The sequence below is a fragment of the Neorhizobium sp. PAMB6716 genome, assembly GCF_058242805.1.
In genome coordinates this window covers 751,115-766,865 of sequence record NZ_JBZAYW010000002.1, presented here as the reverse complement: position 1 = coordinate 766,865, position 15,751 = coordinate 751,115, and the positions used below count along the sequence as shown (strand labels likewise).

19 protein-coding genes are annotated in these 15,751 nt (G+C 59.7%); 11 read left to right on the top strand and 8 right to left on the bottom strand.

The window, feature by feature from the left end; all coding sequences use genetic code 11:
• The first annotated feature begins 169 nt into the window (after positions 1 to 169).
• From AC4CWH_RS22165 to AC4CWH_RS22155, 3 genes are all read left to right on the top strand, one after another.
• Complete coding sequence (locus AC4CWH_RS22165; RefSeq protein ID WP_491322318.1) at positions 170 to 1,291, top strand: MFS transporter; 1,122 nt, start codon at positions 170 to 172, stop codon at positions 1,289 to 1,291.
• Positions 1,292 to 1,421: 130 nt separating this feature from the next.
• On the top strand, positions 1,422 to 2,459 hold the full coding sequence (locus tag AC4CWH_RS22160) for an alpha/beta hydrolase (RefSeq protein WP_491287801.1): 1,038 nt from the start codon (positions 1,422 to 1,424) through the stop codon (positions 2,457 to 2,459).
• Positions 2,460 to 2,608: 149 nt separating this feature from the next.
• A complete protein-coding gene (locus AC4CWH_RS22155) occupies positions 2,609 to 3,025 on the top strand; it encodes a cyclophilin-like fold protein (RefSeq protein WP_491321517.1) in 417 nt (138 codons plus the stop codon).
• An 85-nt stretch (positions 3,026 to 3,110) separates the two neighbouring features.
• Here the strand turns inward: AC4CWH_RS22155 and AC4CWH_RS22150 are convergent, their stop codons facing one another.
• The 4 genes from AC4CWH_RS22150 to AC4CWH_RS22135 are packed head-to-tail and all read right to left on the bottom strand — an operon-like array spanning position 3,111 to position 5,627.
• Complete coding sequence (locus AC4CWH_RS22150; protein ID WP_491321516.1) at positions 3,111 to 3,506, bottom strand: nuclear transport factor 2 family protein; 396 nt, start codon at positions 3,504 to 3,506, stop codon at positions 3,111 to 3,113.
• A 5-nt stretch (positions 3,507 to 3,511) separates the two neighbouring features.
• Positions 3,512 to 4,411, bottom strand: coding sequence for an MBL fold metallo-hydrolase (locus AC4CWH_RS22145; protein ID WP_491321515.1), 900 nt, complete (start codon positions 4,409 to 4,411; stop codon positions 3,512 to 3,514).
• 52 nt (positions 4,412 to 4,463) lie between these two features.
• Complete coding sequence (locus tag AC4CWH_RS22140; protein ID WP_491321514.1) at positions 4,464 to 4,949, bottom strand: GlcG/HbpS family heme-binding protein; 486 nt, start codon at positions 4,947 to 4,949, stop codon at positions 4,464 to 4,466.
• Between the two features lie 6 nt (positions 4,950 to 4,955).
• Positions 4,956 to 5,627: a DsbA family protein gene (locus AC4CWH_RS22135; RefSeq protein WP_491321513.1), complete on the bottom strand. Its 672-nt coding sequence runs from the start codon at positions 5,625 to 5,627 to the stop codon at positions 4,956 to 4,958.
• Positions 5,628 to 5,734: 107 nt separating this feature from the next.
• Between AC4CWH_RS22135 and AC4CWH_RS22130 the strand changes: the two genes are divergently transcribed.
• A complete protein-coding gene (locus AC4CWH_RS22130; RefSeq protein WP_491321512.1) occupies positions 5,735 to 6,631 on the top strand; it encodes a LysR family transcriptional regulator in 897 nt (298 codons plus the stop codon).
• A gap of 87 nt (positions 6,632 to 6,718) precedes the next feature.
• Here AC4CWH_RS22130 and AC4CWH_RS22125 read toward each other — a convergent pair whose 3' ends face one another.
• From AC4CWH_RS22125 to AC4CWH_RS22115, 3 genes are all read right to left on the bottom strand, one after another.
• Positions 6,719 to 7,363, bottom strand: a complete 645-nt coding sequence (locus tag AC4CWH_RS22125; protein WP_491321511.1) for an NADPH-dependent F420 reductase — start codon at positions 7,361 to 7,363, stop codon at positions 6,719 to 6,721.
• A 142-nt stretch (positions 7,364 to 7,505) separates the two neighbouring features.
• The gene (locus tag AC4CWH_RS22120; RefSeq protein ID WP_491321510.1) at positions 7,506 to 7,952 is read right to left on the bottom strand and encodes an Rrf2 family transcriptional regulator; all 447 of its coding nucleotides are present in this window, start codon (positions 7,950 to 7,952) and stop codon (positions 7,506 to 7,508) included.
• A gap of 50 nt (positions 7,953 to 8,002) precedes the next feature.
• On the bottom strand, positions 8,003 to 8,917 hold the full coding sequence (locus tag AC4CWH_RS22115) for a LysR family transcriptional regulator (protein ID WP_491321509.1): 915 nt from the start codon (positions 8,915 to 8,917) through the stop codon (positions 8,003 to 8,005).
• A 455-nt stretch (positions 8,918 to 9,372) separates the two neighbouring features.
• On the opposite strand from AC4CWH_RS22115, the gene AC4CWH_RS22110 reads away from it, so the two are divergent.
• The 5 genes from AC4CWH_RS22110 to AC4CWH_RS22090 all read left to right on the top strand — a co-directional run bounded on the left by AC4CWH_RS22110 (position 9,373) and on the right by AC4CWH_RS22090 (position 13,196).
• Positions 9,373 to 9,984 (top strand): FMN-dependent NADH-azoreductase, encoded by a 612-nt coding sequence (locus AC4CWH_RS22110; protein ID WP_491321508.1) that lies wholly within the window; start codon positions 9,373 to 9,375, stop codon positions 9,982 to 9,984.
• 65 nt (positions 9,985 to 10,049) lie between these two features.
• Positions 10,050 to 10,445, top strand: a complete 396-nt coding sequence (locus tag AC4CWH_RS22105; RefSeq protein ID WP_491321507.1) for a DoxX family protein — start codon at positions 10,050 to 10,052, stop codon at positions 10,443 to 10,445.
• An 81-nt stretch (positions 10,446 to 10,526) separates the two neighbouring features.
• Complete coding sequence (locus tag AC4CWH_RS22100; RefSeq protein ID WP_491321506.1) at positions 10,527 to 11,576, top strand: LLM class flavin-dependent oxidoreductase; 1,050 nt, start codon at positions 10,527 to 10,529, stop codon at positions 11,574 to 11,576.
• Positions 11,569 to 12,531 carry a glutathione S-transferase family protein gene (locus AC4CWH_RS22095; protein WP_491321505.1) on the top strand — a complete coding sequence of 321 codons (963 nt, stop codon included), beginning with the start codon at positions 11,569 to 11,571 and terminating at the stop codon, positions 12,529 to 12,531. Before AC4CWH_RS22100 ends, AC4CWH_RS22095 begins: the two co-directional genes overlap by 8 nt.
• Positions 12,532 to 12,599: 68 nt before the next feature.
• Positions 12,600 to 13,196 carry an NADPH-dependent F420 reductase gene (locus AC4CWH_RS22090; protein WP_491321504.1) on the top strand — a complete coding sequence of 199 codons (597 nt, stop codon included), beginning with the start codon at positions 12,600 to 12,602 and terminating at the stop codon, positions 13,194 to 13,196.
• 193 nt (positions 13,197 to 13,389) lie between these two features.
• Here AC4CWH_RS22090 and AC4CWH_RS22085 read toward each other — a convergent pair whose 3' ends face one another.
• A complete protein-coding gene (locus AC4CWH_RS22085; protein WP_491321503.1) occupies positions 13,390 to 14,289 on the bottom strand; it encodes a GNAT family N-acetyltransferase in 900 nt (299 codons plus the stop codon).
• 126 nt (positions 14,290 to 14,415) lie between these two features.
• Between AC4CWH_RS22085 and AC4CWH_RS22080 the strand changes: the two genes are divergently transcribed.
• Together AC4CWH_RS22080 and AC4CWH_RS22075 are read left to right on the top strand one after the other, a co-directional pair.
• Positions 14,416 to 14,787, top strand: coding sequence for a hypothetical protein (locus tag AC4CWH_RS22080; RefSeq protein WP_491321502.1), 372 nt, complete (start codon positions 14,416 to 14,418; stop codon positions 14,785 to 14,787).
• A gap of 32 nt (positions 14,788 to 14,819) precedes the next feature.
• Positions 14,820 to 15,743: a 2-hydroxyacid dehydrogenase gene (locus AC4CWH_RS22075; protein ID WP_491321501.1), complete on the top strand. Its 924-nt coding sequence runs from the start codon at positions 14,820 to 14,822 to the stop codon at positions 15,741 to 15,743.
• Positions 15,744 to 15,751: the final 8 nt, after the last annotated feature.

Below are 15,751 nucleotides of genomic sequence, written 5' to 3'. Positions count from 1 at the left end.
TCCAAGCGGATTACGATGGCTAATCTTCGAACTGTGATCGGCATATCTTGCCGCCATGACACAACAAGCTCCCACCCGATCTGACGTCAACACACCCGACATCGAAGATGCGGCCGCGATTACTCCCACCTCGGATGTGCCGATTGCCGCCTGGGGCGCTGTTGTCTCGATGGCCTTATGCGTATCCGTCCTCATCGCGTCCGAGTTCATGCCCGTCAGCCTTCTCTCTCCAATCGCACTGGAATTGGGTGTAACGGAAGGCCGCGCCGGCCAGGCGATTTCGATCTCCGGCATCTTTGCAGTTGTCACCAGTATTTGCGTGGCTGGACTGACGCGTCGGCTGGACAAGCGGCTGGTTCTTGCTTCGTTTTCACTGATCCTGGTGATCTCGGGAACGATCGTCACATTCGCCCCGAACTATCTCGCATTGATGATCGGCCGCGCTTTGCTGGGTATCGCGATCGGCGGCTTCTGGTCGATGTCCACCTCGATCGTTATGCGGCTGGTTCCGGAAGGCTCGGTGCCAAAGGGCCTTGCGATGCTCAACGCCGGCAACGCCATCGCCGCGACGATCTCAGCGCCTCTGGGAAGCCTGCTCGGCAGCTACATTGGCTGGCGCGGCGCGTTCTTTGCCGTCGTTCCGCTGGCACTGCTGGCGCTCGTTTGGCAGTGGATCAGCCTGCCGTCTCTCCCGCCGCGTCGCAGCGAGGGCTCGTCGAATGTCTTCCGTCTGCTGCTTCGGCCACCGGTGGCTATCGGCATGGCCTCGATCATGTTTCTCTTCATGGGCCAGTTCGCGCTGTTTACGTATCTGCGCCCCTTCCTGGAAACCGTCACGTCCGTCTCGATCTCGACCCTCTCGCTGCTTCTTCTGTTGATGGGCCTGGCGGGCGTCGCCGGGACCACAATCATAAGCCACCTGCTTCAACAGCGGTTGTTCGTCATTCTTGGCACAATCCCGCTGATCATGGCCGTGATTGCATTGGGCCTGATCGCATTCGGATCATCCCCAAACATCACTGCCGTCCTTCTGATCGGCTGGGGTCTGTTCAGCACGGCTGCTCCCGTTGGCTGGGGGACCTGGCTCAGCCGGACCATGGCCGATGATGCGGAGGCCGGTGGCGGGCTCCAGGTGGCCATTATCCAGCTTGCGATCACCCTTGGCGCATCCATCGGAGGCATGCTGTTCGACGGCTACGGCTGGTGGAGCACATTCCTGCTCGCTGCAGCGCTGCTTGTCGGATCGTTCCTGTTCGCCGTCGCCGCATGGCGGCTTTCAACCCGCCGATGAAACCGGCGGCCATTCCATCCAGCTCAAATCCCGTTGCATCACCACTCAAGGAGACATGCAGATGACCAACCACATTCAAAATGACACTCAACCGTTGAAGCCCGGCATTGATCGGCGAAACCTGCTCAAAATGACGGGCGCCGGCGTTGCCGCCCTTGGAGCACTGTCCATGTTCGATTCCACAACTGCAAAGGCGCAAGACATGTCCAACGGCGCGTCCAATTTCTATACCAGCGATCGTGTTAGCCTGCAGAAGGTCACGTTCAAGAGCCAGTACCAGATGACTGTCGCTGGCAATCTCTTCCTTCCCAGAAACCTCGACCGCGCAGTGAAGAACCCGGCCATCATCGTTGGCCATCCGATGGGTGCGGTGAAGGAGCAGAGCGCCAATCTCTACGCAACCAAGATGGCGGAACAGGGTTTTGTCACTATCTCCATCGACTTGCCTTTCTGGGGTGAAAGCGAAGGCGCGTCCCGCAACCTTGTTTCGCCGGAAATTTATGCCGAAGCATTCAGCGCCGGCGTTGACTTCCTCGGCTCTCAGGCTTTCGTTGATCGCGCCAATATCGGCGCCATCGGCGTTTGCGGCAGCGGCAGTTTCGTCATCAGCGCAGCCAAGATCGATCCGCGTATCAAGGCCGTCGCAACCGTCAGCATGTACGATATGGGCGCGGCCTTCCGCGACGCCCTGAACAAGTCCCAGACGGTCGAGCAGCGCAAAGCCTTCATCGCAACGGCAGCCGAACAGCGCTGGGCAGAGGTCGATGGCGCAGACATTCAATACATTGGCGGCACCACGCTCGAACTGACGGCCGAAACGGATCCGATCCAGCGTGAGTTCTATGACTTCTACCGCACGCCGCGCGGTGAGTTCACGCCTGCAGGGGTTGCCAGAGAAACAACGACGAAACCGACCCTCAGCAGCGCCGTCAAGTTCATGAACTTCTACCCGTTCAACGACATCGAGACGATCTCCCCTCGCCCGATGCTGTTCATCTCCGGCGATCAGGCGCATTCGAAGGAATTCAGCCAGGACGCCTATAACCGTGCTGCGGAACCAAAGGAACTGGTCTGGATCAAGGGTGCCGGCCACGTCGATCTCTACGATCGCGTTGATCTTATCCCGTTCGACAGGCTGAAGGGTTTCTTCGATCAGCACCTTGCTTGAGCAGGTAGCGGAACTGACTTCACTACGTCGGTGACGCTATTTTTCACATTGGACGGCGGCCGTCGCTGGTGCCGCCGTTCTCTCCTATTATCCAATGGCCGGTCTGAACTCCGCCGAACAAGTCGTTCTCGATCAAGGAATGGTGGGACATGAAATATCTTGCAAAAGCAGCGTTCGTTGCCGCCTCGCTTGCAATGCCAATGGAAGGATCCGCTTTGGCCCAAGATCGCATTTCGATTTCCTCCGACTGGGGCAACGTTACAGCCGAACTGGCTGATAACGTGGCTGCTCGCGCCCTGTCGGAAATGCTGCCGCTCACGATCGAGATGGACGATCATCTGCGCCAGGAAAAGACAGGCAAGCTGCCGGCTGCCTTGCCGGCAGCGTCACGCCAGCGCGAATTTTCGGCAGGCACGCTTGGTCTTTGGAGTTCGGGAGACTTCGTCATTTATTACCGTGATGGACGCGTGCCGTCGCCCGGCATCGTCATACTGGGCAAGGTCCAGGGCGATGTCTCGATCTTTGACCGTCCCGGCAAGGTGACGATCAGGATTCAGGGTGATTAGAGGCGCTCGCGGCGTGAGGACAATGCAGCACGCACCTGATATTGTTTCGGCACAGCACCTGGCCGTGCCGAAACAAGCCGGGGCATCAGTCGGCGCTGAGCGCCTGCATGACCATATGGCTATCGACATACTGCACCATGCTGGCAATCTTCCCGTCTCTGAGGTGATAGAGATGGGCAAAACTGGCTGTCATCGACTTGCCCGTTGTTTTGTAGGTGCCGTGATAGACACCGAAGGCAGCGACCCGGTCGCCGTCCTCCATGAAGGTGTGAACATCGGCGCGGTAACCGATCCACTCGGTGCCAAGCCGTTGAAACACGCCAGCGACGATCGCATCCGGACCGACATAGGTGCCGGCATAGGGAAAGCCTTCGGCCTCCGTCCACGTGGCATCCGGCGCAAGAGCCGCAAGCAGGTTGCGGCCATTGTCTTCGGAGGACCCCTCATAGGTCGCGCGGATGAGTTCAAGATTGGCACCCATGGTCATCAGCCCCACTTCATTTCGCCGGTCGCCACCTTGGAGCCGATGTCCAGCGCCACGCCCATGCCGAGCCCCGGGAAACGCGCTTCCATGGCAGCCTTCAAGTCGGCCGAACCCTTGGCCTTGGCCAGCTCTTCTTCGAACGCCTTCAGATAGGCGATCGTATGCTCGACACCCGAAAAGTCGGTTGCAGCAGCGGGAGCCATATGCCCTGCAACCACAACCGATGGCTTCAACGCTGCAAGCTTTTCGAGATTGGCAATCCAGGACGCCCGCAATTCGGCACTGTTGGTGTCTGCCGTCCAGACATGCACGCCGTTGAAGATCATCACGCCGCCAAACACGGCGTTGAGCGACGGAACGACAAGGAAGCGCCGGTTGGGCAGGTTTTCGGCCGGAACAATCTCGATGATTTCACCGTCCACCGTCAGCGTCTTTTCGTCAAAGGCAGTGGGGATGACGACGTCGGCCAATGCCTGCGGGCCGTTTTCCTTCAGCTGCGGGCCCCAGACGGCAAGCTTCTTCTCGACACTTGCCTTGATGGCCTCGACAGTTTCGCTTGCGGCAATGACTTTCGCATCCGGGAAGGCCGCCTTGATCGGGCCAAGGCTGAAGTAATAGTCGGGATCGGACTGGCTGACATAGATCGTGGTCAATGTCTTGCCGGTCGCCTTGATCGCATCGGCGAGAGCCTTGCCATCGGACAGCGTGAACCCACCGTCGATGAGGGTTGCTTCTTTGGCACCGGACACCAGAACAGGTGCGCGGAAAAAACCGTTCGGGCCGGCGGGGAAATGTTTCCAGGCAAGGCTCGAGCCGGCGGCATGGCCGAGACCGGCGGGAGCAAGGACGGCGGTTGCGCCGGCAGCAAGCGTGGTCTTCATGATGGTTCTCCTGGTGAACATGATCAGTCCTTTCGATGTTTTTCAAGACGTCTGGAGGGGATAGAGGCGTGGTTCAAAGCCCGGCAGCGCCGGCATTGGCGATTGCGCCATCATCGGCGGGCATTGCACCACTGACCCCGATTGCGCCGATAACCTTGCCGTCCAGCACAAGCGGAACACCGCCTTCGACGGGAAAGGCACCGGGCACCGCCAGCAGATTGAGCTGGTTGTTTTGAAGGATCAGGTCACCGATAAGCTTGGTCGGTGTCTTGATGCCGTTGGCGGCCTTGGCTTTGCCAAGAGCCGCATCAATCGTGCCGATGCCGGCCTGATCCGCACGCTCGAGGTAAACAAGGTTGCTGCCGGAATCGACAATCGCAATGGTCATGTCGAAGCCGCCCTTCTGCATCGCTGCAACGGCCGCTGCGGCAACCTGCCGGGCCTGTTGCAGGCTGATTGGCGCTCCGTAGGGCGGTGCATTCTGGGCGAAAACTGGCGTCGCCAGGATCGCGCCAACAGCGGCAATGAACAGTGACTTGCGGATCATACGGATCGGCATTTGACGTTACCCTTGGTTCGCGAGATGTGCAGGGGCAGTGCCGGAACCGATCAGCCTGGAGAAAAGCGCACTGTTGCCGAACAGGTCCTGCGCCTTCAGAAGCGTCTTGCTGCCGGCTTTATCGACGATGACACCCGGCACACCCCGGACTGCAAACTCTCGCATCAGAGCCTCTGCCGCGCGCAAGCGATCCTCGTGAAAGGCAATGAGCTGGCCAGTCGGCGACGAGAGGTGCGATGCCGCAGCCTCAAGCCCCAACCCTTCCAACACTGCAACGAGCACCGGCACGGCTGTTACATCGAGACCGGAGACATATCGGGCCTCCTGGATCGCCCGGAGGGTATCGAGTTCCCGATCCGGCGCTGTCAGTGCCACGGCAGACAGTGCAAGCGTTGCCGGACCTGAATCCAGCCTGCCGCCCTTGGACAGCACGTTGGTGCGGTAGCCTTCAGTAAAACGCTGACCGGTCAGGGCGGCGATCCGCTCATCATTCGACCAGGCGTAAGCGGCAAAGGAGGCGTCCATCGGTCGTGCGCCGACGCCGGAAAACAGCCCCGTCGGCTGCGCGACAACCGTCACGCCGGGGGCCGCTGCAAGCTGCGCCATCAGGGGTGATGCACCGTAACACCAGCCGCAAAGCGGATCGAAGAGATAGATGATCTGTGTCGTGTCGGTCATGTCTGGCTCCTTGGTGCAGCATAGATGTCATGCGGGCATTGGCATGAGAAGATCGATGAAACAGACAGAATGTATGCTAGGAGATGACAATCAAATCGGAGATGCCCATGCAGGACGCCACCAATCTCAATCGCCTTGCCTATTTTGTTGCGGTGGTCGATGCGGGATCTTTCACCAAGGCAGCGGCCAGTCTCGGCATCACGAAGGCCGTTGTTAGCCAGCAGGTTGCAAGGCTGGAACAGGAGGTTGGCGCCACGCTTCTCCTGCGCACCACCCGTCGATTGCAGACCACGGAAGCGGGCAGAATTTTCCACACCCGCTGCGTCTCGATCCTGCGTGCGGCCGAAGAAGCCCTGGCAGAACTGGCGCAATCGAGAGCGGAGCCGAAGGGTACGCTGCGAATGACCGCACCCCACGACTATGGAACCTCGGTCATCGTGCCCGTGGTCACCGCATTCACGCGCCGTTATCCCGAATGCCGGGTTGAACTGAACCTCAGCGACACGATGGTGGATCTTCTTGCCGACAATCTCGACATCGCCATCCGGGTCGGCTGGCTCGAAGATTCCAGCCTGCAGGCGAGACGAATTGGCGGATTTCGCCAGCTTCTCGTCGGTTCGCCGGAGTTTGCCGCCAAGATTGCGGCGCTGCGGCAACCGGCAGACTGCATGGGCCTGCCGTTTGTCTCCAACAACGCCTTGCGGGAACCGCTTGAATGGACGTTTACGCACCGCGACGGAACCACCCAGACAATCCGCTTCGAGACGAGCATTGCAATCAACATGACGCCGGCTGTGATGAGGGCTGTCATGGGCGGCGCCGGCCTTTCCGTCCTGCCCGATTTTCTCGCAGCTTCAGGCTTGTCCACCGGCGAATTGATCCCTGTGTTGACGGACTGGCATCTGCCGCAAGGTGGAGTCTACACGGTCTATCCGGCGGCCCGGTTTCGCCCGCCAAAGGTGACAGCATTCGTCGAAATGCTGGTCGAAAGCCTCAGAACGTGAGGCGCCATGCGTTGTGCGCCTCCTTTCGCGGGCAGATGACAGGAGGGCTGGAGGCCGCTCTTGCCGCCCCCATCCCTCTGCTGACCGTCAGATCTTGATGAAGTTATGCGCGGACAGTGCTCCGAAAGGTAGCGATGCAAGCCGACCACCGACGTCAAGCGAACCAAGATCGACGGCAAAAAAGCCTGTTGCCTCGATGAGCTTGCGCACCTCGGCTTTGGCATCGGCATTATCGCCGGAGTAGAACAGAACACGCTGGCCGCCTGCCGTTGCAGGTTCCGGCAGAACGTTGACGTCAAGATGATTGAAGGCCTTCACGACGCGCGCGCCGGGCACATACTGACTGAAGACTTCGCTCGAGTGTTTTTCGCCGAGATCCACCGCCTTGATGCCGTAGGCGGCAAGCGGATTGGTCGGATCACTGGCATCCGGTGAATTCGGATCGATGAATTCAACCGGGTTGGTGCCGTCGACGACGATACGGCCATTCCAGGCAGGCAAGCTGGTCATGATCTTTTCGGCATCGACCCAACGCACGGCCGCAAAAACGATGTCTGCGCTCGCGGCGGCTTCGACAGTGCCGGCCGTGATGGAAGGGCCAAGCTCTTCAACGAGTGATGCCAACGAAGCCGGACCGCGGCTGTTGGAAATCGTGGCGGCGATGCCGGCCTTGGCGAAGATGCGGGCAAGGTTTGAGCCAAGCGCGCCAGAACCGATGATACCAATGCTCATAATGTACTCCAGGTTTTTTTGGGGGGGGCTGGTAAGATGAGAACCGTCAGCGCCCCTGAGGCTGAACAGATCCGAACGATGACTGCAGGGCTGCAGTTTATGTCATTGTGTCGTTGTTATAGTGACATTTATAGGCAAAAAATCACCAGACCAGCGGGATGGAGAATTTCCCCAGTCGCGCAACGTCCGCTGCCATATCAGCGACTGTGGTTTTGGCCAGTTCGGCTTCCAAGGCCACGCGGGCCCTTGTCAGGACAGGTTGCATGGCCTCCAGAATGTTGCCGCCCACCGCGCAGTTCTCGCAAGGTGGCGTGCGATGTGTGGAAAACAGTTCCGTATCCTCGACCGCCTCATAAACATCGAGCAGCCTGATCTTCTCCGCAGGTTTTGCCAGCAAAGCGCCGCCCCCTGCCCCAAGCTGCGACCGCGTCAACCCTGCATCATTCAACCGCGAGAGCAGCCCGCGGATGACGACAGCTCCGGTATTGGCGGAGTAGGCAAGATCCTCCGAGCGCATCGGCTTGCCGTCGCTGACGGCAAGGCCGGTGAGGATATGAACGGCGACAACAAATCGAGTGCTGGTTGGCATGACGCTCTCCGCTTGTGTGTAGCCATCACTATTACACACTCATGATCCTGTCAATCAGCAAGTTTCGAATTTTCTTCCGAGCAGTGTTTGAGACGATCAATCATCCAGCGGCCGGCGGGACCAGGGGGCGCATCAACCCGGTAGACCGCTGACATCGGCAGTTTCAAACCGCCGGCCGTATCCTCGATGGGCAATTCGATCAGCCGCCCTTCGGCAATGTCCTTTTCCACGGCATGGAGAGGCATTCCACCCCATCCAAGGCCACTGACAAGAAAGGCGTGTTTGGCAAACAGGTCGGCGAGCCGCCAGGTCGAGGGCGACATGACGCCAAATTCCCGTCCTTGCGAAAGATCCGATCGATCTGTCAGGACCAGTTGCACATGGCGGGCAAGTTCCTCGCGGGGAATGAGGCCCTGATGCGCGGCAAGAGGATGCCGGGCAGCGGCCACCATCACAAATTCGACACTTGTAATCCGTTCCGCCACCAGTCCCGGCGGCAAAGTGGGAAGTGAACCGACAAGCCCGAAACTCGCACGGCCGTCGATCACCGGCTGCACCGCTCCCCCCAATGCCTCGACATAAAGCCGCAACGGTGTTGCCGGAAACTCCCGGCGGAACTCGTGGGAGACGTCTGCAATCGTACTGATGGGGAAAAAGACGTCGATGACGGCGGCAAGCTCCGGCTCAAGCCCACCAGCGATGCCTTTTGCGCGCGCCTTCATACCATCAACGGCGCGCACCACGGAGCGCGCATCGGCAAGCAGGATTTCGCCCTGCTTGGTCACCTTGGGGTAGCGGGCTGAGCGATCGAAAAGAACGACGGATAACTGTCCTTCGAGATTGGCGATCGTTTCGCTGACAGCCGACTGTGTCCGGCGAAGGCGCCGTGCGGCCGCCGAAAAGCTCCCCTCGTCTGCCGCGGCCACGAATGTGCGCAATTGGTCCAGAGACACGCCGTCAAGCATCCAAGCCTCCTCTATCGCCAGAACCGATGGATAACATCGAAAAATACCGGCTTCTACCGTTAATGCAAGCGTGGCACTGACACATCCACGCAATTGCTGCTTCACCCGACGAAATAGCACACACGAACCCTGGGAACGGACAGTGACATGAAGGGCTGGTCGGAGCTTTGCGCTGGCAATGTCGTCGCCGAGTTTCCCTTTGCGCCTCAGGGATCGCCCAGGCGGCTGGAAGGGCGCGAGGCCCTTACGAATACCTGCGCAATTATCCTGCAGTCATTGATGACCACCGCGCCCATTCGACCCATCGGGCACACCGATAGATACCATTCGAACATACTGGCTATCGGTGATGAACCGGCCATGGCAATCAGATGATCATGATCAAAACAATTCAAAGCTTCCTCAACCGCTTTATCCGTAACGCCAGCCTGGCAAAACCACTGGAAACAATTCCAATGACGACAATCCTTCACATCGATTCAAGCATCCTCGGCGGCTACTCGGTCAGCCGCAGCCTGACGGCAGAGATTGTCGCAAAGCAGCAGGCGCTGCATCCGGGCGCCCGCGTCATCCGCCGCGACCTGGTGGTCGATGCCGCCATGCACCTGTCGGACGCCCATATGGCGGTCTTCCAGGGCGGCGAAGTCGGCAATGCAGCACTTGGCCAGGATCTGGCAACCGGTGGCGCTTATGTGGACGAGCTTTTTGCAGCCGACATCATTATCATCGGTGCGCCGATGTACAATTTCACCATCCCCACGCAGTTGAAGGCCTGGGTCGATCGCGTCTGCGTGGCCGGCCGCACCTTCAAATATGGCGCGAACGGTCCGGAAGGATTGGTCACAGGCAAGAAGGTCTTCATCGCCTCCGCACGTGGCGGCATCTATACCGGCAACAGCCCGGCAGCCGCGATGGAACACCATGAATCCTATCTGAAGGGGGTCCTTGCATTCATCGGCATCACGGACGTGACGGTCATTCGTGCGGAAGGCCTCGCCCTTGGCGAGGAGGCAAAAACGGCTGCAATTGCGGGCGCAAAGGCAGAAATTCAGGCTCTGGCGGCCTGATCAATTCAGGGGTGCGGTCCAGCCGCACCCTCTCCCGATCCACCCACTCTCAAGGCTCTTCCCCCATGGCCAACATCAATCTGCTGGCATCTGCCGGCCGCCTTCTGCTCGCCCTCATGTTCATCCTCAGTGGTCTCGGCAAGATCGCAGCACCGGGCGCCACGCAGGGGTTTATCGCTTCTGTCGGCCTCCCCTTCCCGCTTCTGTCCTACCTGGTTGCGGTCGTGGTTGAGCTTGGCGGCGGCATCCTGCTGGTGCTCGGTTTCCAGACAAAGCTGGTGAGCCTTGCTCTTGCAGCCTTCACCTTTGTTACCGCCGTGGTCTTCCACACAGATTTCGCCGATCAGAACCAGATGATCCACTTCATGAAGAACATCTCGATCATCGGTGGCCTTCTGCAGGTGGCTGCATTCGGTGCAGGCTCTTTTAGTCTTGACGCACGCCGCCTTCGGGCCGCGTAAGTCGAGGAGTGGTTCTGCTGTCCACCGCCACCCCCCGCTGGCGGAACCACTCATCCCCCTCACGATCTGAATGGACACAACATGGAAATCGGCATCGACAGTTTCGCAGCCACCATCCCCAACCCCGCCACGGGCCTGACCGTACCGGCAAGCGACCGGATGGAGGCACTTCTGGCGGAAGTGGAAACCGCCGATCGGGTCGGTCTTGATGTGTTCGGCATTGGCGAACATCATCGCAAGGAGTTTCTCGATTCTGCGCCCGCGATCATTCTGGCAGCAGCAGCGGCCCGCACGAAGCAGATCCGCCTGGCAAGTGCCGTCACCGTATTGAGTGCAGCCGATCCGGTCCGCGTCTTCCAGGATTTTGCGACGATCGACCTCATTTCGAAAGGCCGCGCGGAAATCGTGGTCGGGCGCGGCTCGTTTGGCGAAGCCTACCCGCTTTATGGCTTTGCCATGAACGACTACGACGCGCTCTTCGTCGAAAAACTCGATCTGCTGATGAAGCTTCGCGACGAGACCAACGTGACCTGGAAAGGTCGCTTCCGGCCGGCACTTTCCGGCCAAGGCGTTTATCCGCGCCCGCTCCAGGCACAAATGCCGATCTGGCTCGGGGTCGGCGGAACGCCACAATCCTTCGCCCGTGCCGGTGCACTTGGCCTTCCCCTGATGGTTGCCATTATCGGCGGGTCCTTCGACCGCTTCCGTCCGCTTGTCGATCTTTACCGCGAGGCAGGCCAGCGCGCCGGCCATGCACCGGAAACGCTGAAGGTCGGGGTTCATGCGATGGGCTTTGTTGGCGATACCGATGAGAGTGCTGCCGATGCCTTCTTTCCGGGCTGGGCCTATATGTTTACCGAAATCGGTCGCGAGCGCGGCTGGTCCAGAGCCACGCGCGCACAGTTTGATGCCATGCGCAGCCCTCATGGTGCCTTTCTGATCGGCAGTCCCAAGACGGTTCGTGAAAAGATCCTGGCCGCGGACAAGGCCTTGGGCGGAATTTCCCGCCTGACCTTCCAGATGAGTTCGGCCATGCTGGAGACAGAGGCAATGCAGCGCTCCATCGAGCTTCTGGGTTCGGACGTTGCGCCCGCCATCCGGGCGGAGCTTGGCGGCCGATCCAATGGGTGAATTGATCGGCGGCATCTGGCAGAAAAGCGGCATGGAAAACGTGTTGGTCCATGGCGAACTGCGCCGTCCGCCCTCGGTGTTCCGCGATTGGATCACGGCGTCTGATGACACGCCGTACAAAGCCGAGCCAGGTCGCTATCATCTTTATGTGTCGCTGGCTTGCCCCTGGGCGCACCGCACCCTGATCATGCGCAACCTCAAGGGATTGAACGGACTGATCGATGTTTCCGTGGTGCATTGGCTGATGGGTGAGAACGGCTGGACTTTCGATCCGGCCCCGGGCGTTGTGCCTGATGCCGTGAATGGCGCAAAATTCCTGCACGAGATCTACACACGCTCGGATCCATCCTGCACCTCGCGCGTCACGGTTCCGGTTTTATGGGACAAGCACCATCGGCGGATCGTCTCGAACGAATCCTCCGATATTCTGCGCATGTTCAATTCAGCCTTTGATGGCTGTGGTGCTGCGGCCAGAGACTTTTACCCCGCAGAGCTTCGTGACGAAATCGACAGTGTCAATGACCGCGTTTATTCAACACTGAACAACGGGGTCTACCGCGCAGGTTTTGCAACGACGCAAGAGGCTTACGAGACGGCGGTTGGCGAGGTCTTCGCAACGCTGGACTGGCTGGAACAGCGCCTGAAGCGGCAACGTTATCTTGTTGGTGCTGCGCTCAGCGAAGCGGATATCCGCCTGTTCACGACACTCGTGCGCTTCGACCCGGTCTATCACGGGCATTTCAAATGCAATATCCGGGCGCTCGTCGATTACCCTGCCCTCTGGGCCTATACGCGTGATCTTTTCAGCCATCCCGCCATCCGCCCGACGGTGGATTTTCAGCATATCAAAAGCCACTATTACAAAAGTCACCCCTGGCTTAACCCAGGTGGCATCGTCCCAGCAGGCCCTGATTGTGATTTCGAGTTTCCGTCAGGCCGGGAAACGCTTGCATGAACAGTCCGCCCTTTTTGCCGGCACATGCTCACGCCCCAACGTCAGCTGACAACAAGGAGATATTCGCCATGACGAGCATTGCAATCATTGGCTCCGGCAAGATCGGATCGGCACTGGCAGAGCGCTTTCATGCCGCCGGCATGACGGCAATGGTCGCCAACAGCCGCGGTCCCTCCTCACTGATCGAATTCACCGTGCGTTTCGGCGGCAGCATCCGCGCGGTGAACGTTGAAGAGGCCCTGCAGTCCGATATTGTGATCCTCGCCATGCATTTCGATGCCGTGGCCTCAGCCGTGGAAAAGAGCAGCAGGTGGGCAGGACGCATCGTCGTCGACGCGACGAACGCCATCAATTTTCCTGACTTCACACCACGCGACTTGAACGGAAGACTATCGACCGAGGTGGTATCCGAACTCGTGCCCGGCGCCCGGGTCGTCAAGGCTTTTAACACGCTGCAAGCGCCCGTGCTGGCAACGAAGCCCAACACGGCAGCGGGCCGGCGGGTGCTTTTCCTCTCCGGCGATCATCCAGAGGCGAACCAGGCGATTTCAAACCTCATCGATCAACTCGGGTTCTTTCCCGTCGATCTGGGTCCCTTGCGTCTCGGAGCCCCGATGCAGCAGTTTTCCGGCCCGCTTGCCAAGATGAACCTGCTCAAGGACTGATGGCGCAAACCGCGCAATGCATATGGGAGAAAACGCCGGGAAGAGAGTGCTCCACGCGGCGCATTCATGTCATTTCATGCCGGCTGCAAACTTTTCTGCCAGCATCTGCCAGCGCCCGGCGAAAGATCATTTCGACAGCATCCACATGCCGTTCATGATCCGTATTTCCCGCAACAAGCGAGGTTGTGCCTTGTCAGCCCATCGATTGCGAGGCGAGAGCGAATAGAGCGCCATTGCCGTTGCCGGCCGTTCCGTAATCGACACCTTCGCCGAACGTCATGGTCGTCACGGTGTCGAAGATCGGCAGGCCACATTGCTGGATAAAGCTGGCGAAGGGGCCTGTCTTGAAATGGGTATCGACACGCAGGAAACGACCCGCGTGAGCTTCCATATGGGGCCGCGAAACGGCAATCGCGTCTTCAACGGACAATGCGGCAACCGGACCCAGTACGTGGCCCCGTCCAAAGGCACGGCTCATGGAATATGCCGACAGTTCGTCGCCCCGAAACAGCCCATAAGAGAGCGAACTCTCGAACAGGCGGGCGAGATGGAGAGGGCGAGCAACCGCAAATCCTGGCGCATCGAGTGCGATCACCGCGTCGAGATCGCTTGACCGCAACTGCCTGATCTCATGCCCTGCGGGCAGGTCAATCGTCTCCACCGGTTGGCGGGCCTCCCCCTGGCACTGGAACACCGTCTGCTGCGCAACAAAATCCAACGAACGATAGAGGCGGCGCGCAGCGCGCGTTGCATTGAGCCGCAGGCCCATGCCGGGGCATTCGGCCAGAACACGCTGCATCAGCCATTTCGCCGTCCCATTGGCCTGCAGCCGCGGCGATGTGATCAGCATGCCGAGGGTTGCAAAATGCTCTCCGTGGGGGAACCACATGGCGGACCCCATCACGCGGTCGATCTCGTCGAGAGCGACGAAACCATGACCGAGTTCACGCAGATATTGCCAATCTTCTGCCCGATGCGGCCAGCCGACCGCGATCGACAGCGCATGCAACTGCTCCAGATCGACATCGGCCACGTCGGCGAAACGCATCTGGTATGCGTCGACATGCAAGGTGTCGGGTATTTTCAGATCCATCGTCCGCCTCCCTGGCGCCAGGCGAGCCTGCCGCCAGCTGCTCGATATTTTCTTTTACGTGCATTCTAGCCGGTCCCTGCAGAACATTCCGCTTCAGCGACCACATCCGGCACAAGAATTGACCGTATGGCGATCGCTTTCGGCAGCCATTCATGCCGTTCGCGCCTGATCATTCAAGCCGAACTGCAACCAAGAGCGCAAGCGGGTGGCAGAAACCGCATGAGGAACAGCGCAATGAATGCCACCGATATCCCGACAGCGTTGGTGCGCTTCCCGTCCATCGTCGGCACATCCACTGCAGCCATCGTCAAATGGGTCAGGGTCTTTCTTGAGGACTTCGGCATCACCGTGCATGGTCTCCCCTGCCCCGAGGGCGGCAGGGCCAATCTCTTCGCCACTATCGGCCGCGCCCGCAAGCCACTCGAATACAGAGGGGCAAGCGAACTTTCCGCATGCCAGTCCATGATCGTGTCGCTCGGCAAGCATTGTTGCGCCTGACTTCTCGACAGAAAATGAACGGACCCCTGCCCATGACCTTCCTTTTTCACTCCGACGTCCGCCGCGGCGCCATCTTCCGAGAGGCCTTTGCGCGCGATCTGCCGGACCTGCCTTTTTCCATGGACCCCGGCACGGTTGATCCGGAAACCGTTCGTTACCTGATCACATGGTCCGTCCCGCAAGACCTCAAGCGCTATCGCAATCTCGAAGTGCTGTTTTCCATCGGCGCCGGCGTCGACCAGTTTCGCATTGCAGACGTGCCAGACCATGTGAAAGTCGTGCGCATGGTGGAAGAAGGCATCGTGCGCATGATGCAGGAATATGTCTCGCTTGCCGTCCTCTCGCTCCACCGCGACCTGCCCGCCTATCTGGACCAGCAGCGGCAAGGCACATGGCAGGCTCTTGCCCCGGCACAGGCGCCTGAACGGCGTGTCGGCGTGCTTGGCCTTGGCATTCTCGGACAGGCCGTGCTCGAGCGGTTGAAGCCCTTCGGTTTTCCGCTTTCGGGCTGGAGCCGATCGCCCCACGCGATTGAAGGCGTGACGTGCCATGCGGGACGCGATGGCCTGGCCGATATGCTGTCTGAAACCGACATTCTGATCTGCCTGCTTCCGCTGACGCCCGAAACGCGCGGTTTGCTGAATGCGGATCTCTTCCGCTGCCTGCCGCGTGGGGCCGGCCTCGTTCATACAGGCCGGGGACCACAGCTCGACCACGAGGACCTGATCTTGGCCCTCGACAGCGGCCAACTCTCTGGGGCCGTCGTCGATGTCACCGATCCCGAACCGCTTCCGGCCGGCCATGCCTTGTGGAGCCATCCCCGCATCCTGCTGACACCCCATGTGGCCAGCGTCACGCAGCCGCATTCTGCGGCGAAGGCCGTCATCGACAACATCAAACGCCTGCACGCCGGTCTTGATCCGACAGGCCTTGTCGACCGCCGCCGAGGATACTGAAGTTTCAA